The organism is Aliivibrio fischeri (assembly GCF_009727955.1).
Classification (GTDB): domain Bacteria; phylum Pseudomonadota; class Gammaproteobacteria; order Enterobacterales; family Vibrionaceae; genus Aliivibrio; species Aliivibrio fischeri_A.
In genome coordinates this window covers 1,275,809-1,288,377 of the sequence record NZ_WOBR01000004.1, presented here as the reverse complement: position 1 = coordinate 1,288,377, position 12,569 = coordinate 1,275,809, and the positions used below count along the sequence as shown (strand labels likewise).

Sequence of the window (12,569 nt, the reverse complement as noted above, 5' to 3'; positions counted from 1 at the left end):
AGAATAAGGTGTAATCACCTTAGTATGTAAGAGTCGATAAAAAAAATCACCCTTAATCAATTATTAAGAGTGATTTTAATCGCATGAGTTATAACTAATCTAAACGGAAAGAGATGCTTAAGCGTCTAGTGATGGTGCTGTTTTTACATGTGTTAGGTACAGAGGAATACATGTAAATAGAAGACCACCAACAATGTTACCTAAAATAGTTGGGATTAAGTTGTAGCTTAACCACGTAGTGATACCAAAGTCTGCACCAAGCATCATACCTAGTGGGAATAGGAACATATTTACCACAGCATGCTCAAATACAAGTGCGAAGAAGATAAAGATAGGTAACCACATTGCTGCAATTTTTCCAGCAACAGAGCGAGCTGTCATATTACCAATGACACCTAGACATACCATTAGGTTACATAAAATACCGCGTACAAAACAGGTGATCCAACCATCCATACCTAGATTTTCAAAACCAACAGTACGTGCAGTAGCAACTGCCATGAATTTTTGACCAACTGCGTTTGGCTCTACGCTGAAATTCATTGTTAATGATAGTGCGATAAGAGCGGCGACAATTAAAGAACCAATTAGGTTACCAAGACCAACAAGACCCCAACAACGGAAAACACGCCCCCAAGAAACACCTTTACGATTTTCAAATTTAGCAAGAGGAGCAAGACCAAATACACCAGTAACAAGGTCATAGCCCATTAAACTTAAAATACAAAAACCAACAGGGAAGACAAGAGCACCAACAATACCAACACCCGTTTGAACAATAGTCGTGATTGCAACAACAACAGCTAGAGAGAGAATAATACCGGCCATTGTTCCACGTAAAATAAGATCACGAGAGCTAGTTTTAATCTTTGCTTCGCCAACATCGATCATAGTTTGGACGAATTCAGAGGGTTTGTTATAAGACATAGAAGTCCCTTACTAAAAGTTAAAATTAAAATTGGATAGGAAAGGGCTCTAGTCGCTGTTTTATGAGCAATAAATAGGTGACTAAAACCCTTGAACTATCAAATCTTCTTATGCAGAGATTTCGATATGTCCGTTAGTTACACGAACCTTGTATGTCTTTACGTTAAAACGTTCATCTTCCATACATGCTCCAGTCACTAAATTAAAGTGCTGTTTCTTTAATGGACTTGCTACCCAAAGTTCACCTTGATGCTCGCCAGTTAAACCTCGAGAAAGTACGTTTGAATGAGCAAATGGGTCACGATTACTAATAGCGAATATTTCGTCATTTTCTCTTGGACGAAATACAGCAACTTGTTCACCATTTACAAGAGCGCAAACACCAGTGCCTGGGATGATGTCATCGAGTTGGCAGATTTTTTGAAATTTAGCAGCCATGATTATTTCTCCACTGTTGCATCAGTTAGAGCGACATGCAGAATATCGCCTTTCGCATTTGGGTTTTTCTCTGTGTATGTTGCAGGGCGGTGTTGTTCACGACCATCTGAAACAAAAATCACATTGTCATCACGCTCATCACTATTGATGAAATGAGCAAAACGTTTTAATTGAGATTCATCATTGATGGTATCTGTCCATTCACATGAGAATTCATTAACCAGTTTTGCAACATCTAGTTCTAACTGATCATTGATACCCAGTTTGTTATCAACAATAACTTCACGTAAATAATCAACGCCACCTTCAAGGTTTTCCATCCACACTGAAGTACGTTGCAGTGGTGCAGCCGTACGAATGTAGAACATCATGAAACGGTCGATGTATTTAATTAATGTCTCTTGGTCTAGGTCGGTAGCCAGTAAATCTGCATGACGGGGCTTCATACCACCGTTACCACATACGTACATATTCCAGCCAGCATCGGTAGCAATAATACCTAAATCTTTACCTTGAGCTTCTGCACATTCACGAGTACAGCCAGATACACCAAACTTCATTTTATGAGGGGTACGAATGCCTTTATAACGATTCTCAATCATTACACCAAGACCAACAGAGTCTTGGACACCGTAGCGACACCACGTTGAGCCAACACACGTTTTAGCCATACGAAGGGCTTTTGCATACGCTTGACCAGTTTCGTATCCAGCGGCAATCAGTTTTTTCCAGATAGCTGGCAAATCGTCTTTTTGAGCACCAAATAAACCAATACGTTGAGCACCAGTGATTTTTGTATACAGATTATATTCTGCTGCCACATCAGCAAGAACGCTTAGAGCTTGAGGCGTTACTTCACCACCTGCCATACGAGGGATAACAGAATAAGTGCCATCTTTTTGCATGTTGCCTAAGAAGTTATCATTAGTATCATGCAGCTTAACCAACTCAGGTTTTAGAATGTGCTCGCCCCAGCATGATGCTAAGATGGAACCAACGGCTGGTTTACACACTTCACAACCGTATCCTTTCCCGTACTTCTCTAATAGCTCATCAAAAGTTTTGATCTCTTCAATACGGATAAGGTGGAACAGTTCTTGGCGAGAGTAAGCAAAGTGTTCACAGATATCATTTTTTACTTCAATACCTGATTTTGCTAGCTCTGCATTAAGAACAGACGTTACTAGAGGGATACAACCCCCACAGCCAGTACCCGCTCCAGTAGCCGCCTTAATTTCTGCCATTGTGTGATTGCCATCGGCAACCGCTTGAGCAATCTTCCCTTTTGTTACATCAAAACATGAACAAATTACGGCACTTTCAGGTAATGAATCAGCACCTAAAGAGGGTTTTTCAGCACCAGCGTGTGCGGGTAAGATCAAAAGGTCTGGGTGTTCAGGTAAATCGATATCATTCAGTTTTAGTTGAAGTAAATCACCATAATCCGATGTATCACCTACCATTACAGCACCGAGTAGCTTTTTGCCATCTTCAGAAACAATAATGCGTTTATAGATTTCTTCTTCTTCGTTTTGATAAACGTAGCTTTTACAGCCAGGAGTACGGCCATTAGCATCACCAATTGAGCCAACTTTAACGCCTAGAAGTTTTAATTTTGCGCTCATATCAGCGCCTTCAAACTCACTTTCGTTACCAACTAAATGATCAACGGCAACCGTTGCCATTTTGTAACCTGGTGCAACAAGACCATAGAAAGTTTGATTCCAAGATGCACATTCGCCAATTGCGTAAATGTTTTTATCTGTTGTTTGGCAGTTGTTGTTGATTTCGATACCGCCACGAGGAGCAATACCTAAGCCCATTTGGCGAGCCAGTTTATCTTGAGGGCGAATACCTGCAGAGAAAACAATGAAATCGGTTTCAAGCTCTGTACCATCAGCAAAGCGCATTACGTTGCGCGCTTCTGTGCCTTCAGGTGCAATTTCTAGTGTATTTTTGCTGGTATGAACTTGGACGCCCATACGTTCAATTTTATTACGAAGTTGCAGGCCACCTTGTTGATCAAGTTGCTCAGCCATTAATACAGGAGCAAATTCAACAACGTGAGTGGTTACACCTAATGCTTTAAGTGCGCCAGCGGCTTCAAGACCAAGAAGACCGCCACCAATAACAACGCCACTTTTACTTTTCTTAGCGGTTGCTTCAATTGATTTTAGATCTTCAATGGTACGGTAAACAAAGCAGTCTTTGCTTTCATTACCTTTAATTGGTGGGACAAATGGGTAAGAACCCGTTGCAAGGATTAACTTATCGTATTGAATTTCACGGCCTGTGCTTGAGTAGACAATGCGGTTTTCACGGTTCACGTTAATTGCACGTTCACCTAATAATACATTGATGCCGTGTTTTTCGTAGAAGCCTTCTTTAACAAGAGAAAGCTCATCAGCAGTATGATGAGAGAAGTAGGACGAAAGGTGAACACGATCGTATGCGATTCGAGGTTCTTCACAAAACACGGTGATGTCCATGTTTTGAACGTCAGTTTTATCGACTAAATCTTCGATATAGCGATGACCAACCATGCCATTACCGATGATGACTAACTTCATCTTGTTCATAAGAAATCCTATTATTTTTGATATATAGATATGATGAATTATGAACGAATATGTAGATATGATGTGGATCAATTACGAAATAAAACTACTCGAAAGGGGTAGTTCTAAGGTGGTAATATCACTTTTTGTTATTAAATCAAGTGGTTGTATGTAGCACGTGAGTAATGTGTGTAGTTTTTTTACAATATCTAACAGAATTATTTTCTTTTTTGTTGGTTTTATTCTGACTTTCTGAAAAAAAAAGACAGAATGTGAATTCACGTTCTGTCTTTAATTTGGGGATATGTTTAATGAATTTACAGTTTAAATCGGTCGATTTCTTGTTTTAATTCATTTGACAGTTCAGAGAGTTCAGACGCCTGAATGACAGATTGTTTTGTTTCTTCTGTTAGTTCGTTTGAAACATCACGAACCGCTTCAGTATTACGTGTGATTTCTTCCGTCACCGATGATTGCTCTTCCGCCGCAGCTGCAATTTGAGCCGCCATATCACTTATTTGAGTCACTGAGTTGGTGATTTGCAATAAGCTTGCTGAAGCAGATTGTGCATCTTCTACACTTGTATTTGCAAGGTTCTGACTGTCTTCCATGATACCAACTGCTTTTTGAGTTGTTCCTTGCAGCGTTTCTATCATTTGCTGAATTTCTTGGGTAGAAGCATGAGTTCGTTGGCTTAGAATTCTGACTTCATCAGCAACTACTGCAAAACCACGACCTTGCTCACCCGCTCGAGCTGCTTCAATAGCCGCATTTAATGCAAGCAAGTTGGTTTGTTCAGCAATGTTTTGGATTGTTGAAAGAATCGTATTGATGTTCTGAGCATTATGGTGAAGTTCTTCAATGACGCCAGTTGCTGTTTCGACTTCTTTTGCAAGGTTGTCGATAGAGTGTTGGCTTTGGCTCACTTGCTCTGCACCATGATTTGATGCTGTCACGGTTTCTTCAGCTGTTTGAGCTGTATTATCAGCATTACCTGCAATTTCTTGTGTCGCTGCTGCCATTTCATTAATCGCAGTTGCCACCATATTGATTTCATCCATTTGATGCTGGATACGAACATTACGTTCTTCCGCTCCCTCTGCCGTAGAGTTCGCTTGGTTTGCTAGTGTTACTGAAATATCACGTAAACGACATACCATTGAATGCATGTTACCAACAAAGGTATTAAAGTTAATGGCAAGTTGACCTACTTCGTCATCGCTATGAGGTTCTAGACGTTGAGTTAAATCGCCTTCACCAGATGATATTTCTGCTAGTGCGTCTGATACTCGGATTAAATCTCTAAATAATAGATTAACTAATGTAGTTACACCAATAGCAACAATAACCGTTAACACAATGCTTAATAAAATGATTTCACGAAGTAGGGCACTGTGAGCCGCTTCTTCTGTTTCTTTAGTCATTTCAACAGCAAACGTCCAATTAGTATTTGGTACTTTAGCAAAATAAACCAGTTTTTCGCTGCCGTTAATATTAGCAACTTCAATACGGTTTGCGCTGATTGAATCTTGAATACTTTGGGCACTCATATCGCTGAAATAGCGATTCACTTCTTTTTTAATTAGCGCTTTATTTGGGTGAGCCAGGAATGTACCGTCGCTATCAATTAGCATCGTAATGGTATCTTTGCCTGCATCTAAACTGATCACATCATTGATTAACTGATCAATAAGAACATCTGCACCAACAACACCTAAAAATTGTCCATTTTTATAAACAGGTTCGGCGATAGTCACAAGTAGAGACTGAGTGATAGCATCTTGGTAAGAGGACGTGATGATCTGCTTATTTTCGCGTTGAGCCTCTTGATACCAAGGTCGTTGACGAGGATCGTAATCTGCACGATTTCTCTCAGGGTGAGAGCGGTACATTTCGCCTTGTGGTGTTCCAAAGAAAATATCATCAAATCCGCCAGCTTTACGGCTTATTTGTAAAAATGAAACAATATCTTCTTCTTGGCTGTAATCATTAAAGGCATGTGCAATTTCTGCTTTTAATGATATCCAGTTTGATATACCGGTTGTTGCAGCAGATGTTACGCTTTCTGCTCGTGAATAGACACCATTGCGTGTCTGCTCAAACAGTTGGTTAGAAGCCAACCAAGTAAGAGCTGAAGCAGTAATGATGACAGCAAGTAAACTGGCCCCGATTAACTTATGTTTTAATTTCATGATTTTGCCTAATCTTATTAAAAGTAATCCATTAATATTAAATAGCTTTGATTTATCTGTTTTATTATAATCTTCAGTTATGTTATCGGGGTGAACTGAAATAACTTTACTCATTTATAGGTAATTTTAATGGTGAATATTTCAAGTTTTAGTTTTTTATATAAAAAATGAGAACAAACATAGTTTGATAAGTAAGCACTAACCTGAAAGGTAAACGATTGCGCGCTCAGCGTATGTTAAATCCTTGTGCTATTTATCTTTTTTTACATAATGATCAGTAATTTTTAGTGATCTAATAGACATATTTATGAGATCAATGTGAGTGTATGACGTAATTCTTTTAAACTTGGTCAGGTTATTTGGCCAGTAAGAAAGAAAATTCTTAATTTGGCCATAATTTATCCCCCTTTGAATAATGGTGAAACATGATGGAACGTCTTTCTCTAAAAGCGGCGATTGCTGCTGCATTAGTAACAACACTAGCTGGTTGTGCAACAACCTCTGAGCCTGCTTGGCAAGAAGATACAACGTATAAAATCACAGTACTGCACACGAATGATAACCATGGTCGTTTTTGGCAGAATAAATACGGTGAGTATGGAATGGCTGCTCGTAAAACGTTGATCGATGATATTCGAGCGGAAGTTCAAGCAGAAGGTGGCAGCGTACTTCTTTTATCTGGTGGTGACATTAATACAGGTGTTCCTGAATCGGATTTACAAGATGCAGAACCTGATTTCAAGGGTATGAACAAAATTGGTTATGATGCAATTGCACTGGGTAACCATGAATTTGATAATCCATTAGATGTACTACAAAAGCAAATTGATTGGGCTGAGTTTCCAATGTTGTCTGCCAATATCTACGATAAGAAAACTGGCGAGCGTATGTATCAAGCATACGAAATCTTTGAAAAGCAAGGGATCAAAATCGCTGTTGTTGGCTTAACGACAGAAGATACAGCAAAAATTGGTAATCCTGAGTATATCGGTAGTCTTGAATTCCGTGACCCTAAATTGGAAGCAAAGAAAGTTATTGCTGAATTAAATGAAACTGAAAAGCCAGATCTTATTTTTGCTGTAACTCATATGGGTCACTATGAAAATGGCGAGCGTGGTATTAATGCACCGGGCGATGTTGCATTAGCGCGTTCTTTGGATATGGGCGAGTTAGATATGATTGTGGGTGGTCACTCACAAGAGCCTGTATGTATGGAAGGACCTAACTTAATTAAGAAAAACTTTAAGCCGGGTGATGAGTGTAAACCAGATCAGCAAAATGGTACTTGGATTGTTCAAGCTCACGAATGGGGTAAATACGTAGGTAAGGCTGATTTTGAATTCCGTAATGGTGAATTAGAAATGGTTAGCTACGATCTTATTCCTGTGAACTTAAAGAAAAAAGTGAAAATTGATGGTAAAAAACAACGCGTATTTATTGAAGATGAAATTGAACAAGATGCAGAATTACTTGCATTCTTGAAGCCATTCCAAGATAAAGGCCAAGGTCAATTAAATGTTAAGATTGCTTCAACTAATGGCAAATTAGAAGGTGATCGTAATGTTGTTCGTTTTGAACAAACTAACTTAGGTCGCTTGATTGCTACATCACATATGGTTCGTGCAAAAGCTGATTTTGCAGTAATGAACTCTGGTGGTGTACGTGATTCAATTGAAGCGGGTGATGTAACTTATAAAGATGTATTAACGGTTCAACCATTTGGCAATATCGTAACTTACGCGGATATGACAGGTAAAGAAGTGTTAGATTACCTGAATGTTGTTGCGACTAAACCTGTTGATTCTGGTGCCTATGCACAATTTGCTGGCATTAAAATGACTGTTGAAAATGGGAAAGTATCAAATGTCTTTATTGGTGGTAAACAACTACGTTTAGATAAGACATACCGTTTTACAGTACCAAGTTATAATGCTGCTGGCGGTGATGGCTATCCAAAAATCTCAGATCACCCAGGTTATGTAAATACTGGTTTCGTTGATGCTGAAGTGTTGAAAGATTTCCTAGAAACAAACAGCCCAATCGACGTAAACAAATTTGCTCCACGTGGTGAAATTGTTTACAAATAACAGTAAGTTTACTGGTTAATAAAAAGCCTCCAGATATTTGGAGGCTTTTTTTATGCACTGCGTTTTTGATGCTTTTCTCTGTTCTCTAATTTCTTTTCAGCGCTTTTCCTTAATAGGATATATACCGCTCCAGAACCACCATGTTGTGCTTTGGCTGAATGTACGCACATTATCTCTTTTATTTGTGGGAGCCACTGAGCAACATGACTTTTAACTAATGCGGGAGGGTTGGATTTTGCACCTTTACCATGAACGATCACAGCAAAGCGTACATCCATTTTCTGGCATTGTTTTAAAAAGTGAAGCACTTCATCTCTAGCTTGTTTTAATGTGCGTTTATGTAAGTCTAAACGTGCTTGAATTTCATATTTACCGAGACGAACTTTTCGATATACACCATCTTGAACGCCATCACGTTTAAACTCAATGATATCGTCAGGTTGTAATAGTGGTGCATTATCTAAAGACAGAAAATCTGGATCAGTTTCTGATAATGCTTGTGCTGCCTCTTTACGTGCTAATTGAGATTCTGTTGCTTTATGGGGAGAGGTTAGTGGTGTTACTATATCTTGTTTAATGGGTTTTACATCTCCCATCATCTCTTGGAATAGTGAAAATTCATCTGTATGAGGCATAAATAATCCTTAGAGCGATCATATATTTATTTGGATTATAGTGATGTAATTGATGAATTCTAAGCAAATTTTGATGATTTATTTATGAATTCGATTAATTTGATGAATAAATAGCCGAACAAATTGAAAAATGAAAAAAACACTTGTCAAAAAAATCCTGAGCAGTATTATAGCCCTCGTTGACACGGACATGGTCTTTGTTAAACATCTCGGTGAATAGCGCAGCTTGGTAGCGCATCTGGTTTGGGACCAGAGGGTCGGGGGTTCGAATCCCTCTTCACCGACCACTTTTAAGAAAGCCGCATCAGAAATGATGCGGCTTTTTTGCATTTGTCGATCCTGTATTCATTCAAGTAACTATTTATTCTTATTTACTGCGATTGATATAAAAACGGCATTGATATCAATCAACACCGTTTATTATTTCCCTAGTCCCTAGTTATGCGTATTAAATAGCGCTAATTTTCCATTTTCTTTAAACGCTACTACTTGGTACTTATCTTTCTGCTCACCATATTCCATACCTGGAGAGCCCATTGGCATACCTGGAACTGCTAATCCTTTATAATCACGAGGATCAGCAAGAAATTCTTTAATATCCGATGCTGGAATATGACCTTCAAATACATAACCATCAATGACAGCGGTATGACAAGAAGTAAGACGAGGATCAACACCTAGTTTTTTCTTAATCGCACTCATGTCTTCATGCTTTTCAGTTTTAACGTCATAACCGTTATCTTTCATGTGCTGCTCCCACTCTGTACAACAACCGCAGTAAGGGGATTTGTAAGAAGTAACTTCGGTTGCTGCAAATGCAGATGAGCTCATTAACATAAGAGAAGTGAAAGCTATTTTTTTTACGTTTTTCATGGTGATATTCCACTATTTACTTTGAATTAGGTGAAAGCCAGAACCAATAAATAATGGCGGCTATTAAAGAAAGACCAATTACATTAATCATGAGTTCCACCCGTTACTTTTGTTGAGATTGGGGAGTAAAAAGTCGCAACCGGTTTGCATTGGTGACGACCGTTATAGATGAAAGTGCCATTGCTGCTCCTGCAACTACTGGACTTAGTAGCATTCCAGTAAATGGGAATAAAATGCCTGCCGCAACAGGGATCCCAATGGTATTGTATATAAATGCACCAAATAGATTTTGTTTCATATTTTTCATGGTTGCTTTAGATAGTTTAATTGCATTAACAGCGGTTAATAGGGAATGATTCATTAACGTTAAGTGTGCGCTTTCAATTGCTACATCGCTACCATTGCCCATTGCGATTCCAACTTCAGCTTGTGCTAGTGCTGGAGCATCATTAATACCATCGCCAATCATAGCCACTTTTTTGCCTTGTTTTTGCAGTTCTTGGATTGCTTGAGCTTTACCATCAGGCAATACATCTGCAATGATTTGATTGATCCCTAGTTCCTTTGCTACGTGCTTAGCAGTTTCTTTACGATCACCAGTTAACATGACGACATCAATGCCAAGTTGGTTAAATTGCTTGATGGCTGCTTTGGAATCTAAGCGAATAGCATCACTGACCTGAATAACACCGATACACTCTTGCTCATTAGCCACATATAAAGGTGTTGCTGATGGTGAAATAGAAATATCAGGAGTTGGTATGTTGTTCTTAGCAAGGTAACGGCGGTTACCAATAAAGATGACATTACCATTTACTTTAGCTGATGCGCCTAGGCCCAGTTCGGCAGCAAAGTTTGTACTTGTAAAAGGTACCCACTGGTTGTCATTTAAATAATTCACAACCGCTAAAGCCAGTGGATGCTCCGAATGAATTTCTACTGCTGCTGCGAGTGAAATTACTTCTTTTTCATCGTATTGGTTGACGGCGGTTATTTTACTTACCCTTGGTTTTCCTTCCGTTAATGTTCCTGTTTTATCAACAACAACCGTATCGATGGTGCTTGCTGTTTGAAGTACGTCTGCATCTTTAATTAACGCTCCAAATTCAGCTGCTTTACCAATCCCAACCGTTACTGACATCGGCGTTGCTAATCCAAGAGCGCAAGGGCAAGCAATAATTAGAACCGTAGTGGCGACAACTAACATGTAACTTGATGTCGGTTCTGGACCAAAGTTATACCAAATAAGCGCTGATAGAATCGCGATAATCATAACGGTCGGAACAAAGATCGACGATATTTTGTCTGCTAATTTAGCTAATTTAGGTTTACTGCTTTGTGCATTTCGTACCATGGTAATAATACGAGCGAGCATGGTGTGCTCACCAACTTTCGTCGCTTTAAAGGTAAAGCTTCCTTGTTGATTGATGGTACCGGCATGTACGGCATTACCTAAGGATTTTAAGCTCGGTATTGGCTCTCCAGTTAACATAGCTTCATCAAGATAGCTCTCACCACTTAAGATTGTTCCATCAACGGGAATTTTTTCACCGGGTTTAATTTTAATTACCATTCCTTCAATAACTTGAGCGACAGGCAAGGTAACCTCTTGGCCATCAATAATAACGGTGGCCGTTTGTGGTTGTAAGTTGATCAGCTTTTCAATGGCATTTGACGTGCGGTTTCTGGCTTTAGTTTCAATGAGATTACCTAGTGTAATTAAGCCTAAGATCATTGCTGTTGCTTCAAAATACACATGACGAGCTTGCTCTGGGAAAAACTCAGGAAAAAGAACCAGTGCCATTGAATATAGCCAAGCAGAGCCTGTACCCAGTGCAACTAAAGTATCCATCGTTGCTCTGTGGTGAGTAAAGGCTTTCCATGCGTTCACAAAAAAGTGTCGGCCAGCCGTCAGTAATAATCCTAAACATATAAACCCAATTACTCCCCAAGCGAGTTGGTCGTGAGTATTTGATATTTGCATATTGCCACCGAAAACACCCCATAACATAAGCGGAGCGCCGATGCTTAGTGATAGGATAGTATTTCTTTTATGCTCAGCGGTTGTTTTTAGAAATTGCTCTTTTTGTCGTTCTCTGCGCTGCTCTTCACTTACGCTTAGCTCTGCTCCATACCCGCCATCTTCAATGTCTTTGATTAATGTTGGTACATCAATATCGCCATGAACGAGCGCGGTACGTTCAGCAAGATTCACCGTTACTGAGCGTACGTTTTTATTTTGTGCAATGATCTTTTCAACAGAAGATACGCAGCTCGCACACGTCATTCCAGACAATATTAATTGTGTCATTTTTTCAGATGAATGGCTGATATTGTCTGTTTTTGAGTTATCAAATAGAGGCGTTTGTTGTTCTTGATTATCAGATGCAGGTGATACGGAACTTGCATGAAAACCAATAGACTCTATGAGGTCGATAATGTGTTGTTGCGAGTACGTGGTTTCTAATTTCAATAGTGTTGTTGAAATAGACGTAATACTGGAATGCGATAAACCACTTAACGCTTCTTTGGTTTTATTTACGCATTTACCACAATTTAATCCAGACAAATAAAGCGTGATATGTTGCGCTTTAGGGATGGAATAACCCAGATCCGTGATTAATTTAACGATCTCTTGATAAGAAAGGCTAGTAGTTAGCTGCGTATCCGTTTTAGTTACCGAGTATTGCTGTACTTGCGGATTGTCTGCAAAGGCTTTTTCTATTTTTGCAATACACCGACCGCAATTTAACCCCGCTAAAGGCAGATTGAATTCTTGACTCATAATAACCTCGATAACCTATCTTGATATTGAGTATCATAAACCTTACAGTTAATGGAAGGTCAATAGATTAAATG

Annotated in this window: 8 protein-coding genes and 1 tRNA gene; 2 read left to right on the top strand and 7 right to left on the bottom strand. The window is 39.1% G+C overall.

Features of this window, described 5'->3' with window-relative positions; genetic code table 11:
- Nucleotides 1-117 precede the first annotated feature (117 nt).
- From GNP81_RS09185 to GNP81_RS09170, 4 genes are all read right to left on the bottom strand, one after another.
- Nucleotides 118-927 (bottom strand): formate/nitrite transporter family protein, encoded by an 810-nt coding sequence (locus GNP81_RS09185; protein WP_005418214.1) that lies wholly within the window; start codon nt 925-927, stop codon nt 118-120.
- 108 nt (nt 928-1,035) lie between these two features.
- Nucleotides 1,036-1,365 carry a nitrite reductase small subunit NirD gene (gene nirD / locus GNP81_RS09180; protein WP_155672155.1) on the bottom strand — a complete coding sequence of 110 codons (330 nt, stop codon included), beginning with the start codon at nt 1,363-1,365 and terminating at the stop codon, nt 1,036-1,038.
- 2 nt (nt 1,366-1,367) lie between these two features.
- Nucleotides 1,368-3,944, bottom strand: a complete 2,577-nt coding sequence (gene nirB, locus GNP81_RS09175) for a nitrite reductase large subunit NirB (RefSeq protein ID WP_155673389.1) — start codon at nt 3,942-3,944, stop codon at nt 1,368-1,370.
- Between the two features lie 296 nt (nt 3,945-4,240).
- A complete protein-coding gene (locus tag GNP81_RS09170) occupies nt 4,241-6,115 on the bottom strand; it encodes a methyl-accepting chemotaxis protein (protein ID WP_155673390.1) in 1,875 nt (624 codons plus the stop codon).
- Nucleotides 6,116-6,540: 425 nt separating this feature from the next.
- Here GNP81_RS09170 and ushA point away from each other — a divergent pair, with 425 nt between their 5' ends.
- Nucleotides 6,541-8,202: a bifunctional UDP-sugar hydrolase/5'-nucleotidase UshA gene (gene ushA / locus GNP81_RS09165; RefSeq protein ID WP_196587328.1), complete on the top strand. Its 1,662-nt coding sequence runs from the start codon at nt 6,541-6,543 to the stop codon at nt 8,200-8,202.
- A gap of 50 nt (nt 8,203-8,252) precedes the next feature.
- Here ushA and smrA read toward each other — a convergent pair whose 3' ends face one another.
- Nucleotides 8,253-8,837 carry a DNA endonuclease SmrA gene (smrA, locus tag GNP81_RS09160; protein ID WP_155673391.1) on the bottom strand — a complete coding sequence of 195 codons (585 nt, stop codon included), beginning with the start codon at nt 8,835-8,837 and terminating at the stop codon, nt 8,253-8,255.
- Between the two features lie 210 nt (nt 8,838-9,047).
- Between smrA and GNP81_RS09155 the strand changes: the two genes are divergently transcribed.
- A tRNA-Pro gene (locus tag GNP81_RS09155) sits at nt 9,048-9,124 on the top strand.
- 148 nt (nt 9,125-9,272) lie between these two features.
- Here GNP81_RS09155 and GNP81_RS09150 read toward each other — a convergent pair.
- Nucleotides 9,273-9,710, bottom strand: coding sequence for a DUF411 domain-containing protein (locus tag GNP81_RS09150; protein WP_155673392.1), 438 nt, complete (start codon nt 9,708-9,710; stop codon nt 9,273-9,275).
- A gap of 103 nt (nt 9,711-9,813) precedes the next feature.
- The gene (locus GNP81_RS09145; protein WP_155673393.1) at nt 9,814-12,495 is read right to left on the bottom strand and encodes a heavy metal translocating P-type ATPase; all 2,682 of its coding nucleotides are present in this window, start codon (nt 12,493-12,495) and stop codon (nt 9,814-9,816) included.
- Nucleotides 12,496-12,569 lie beyond the last annotated feature (74 nt).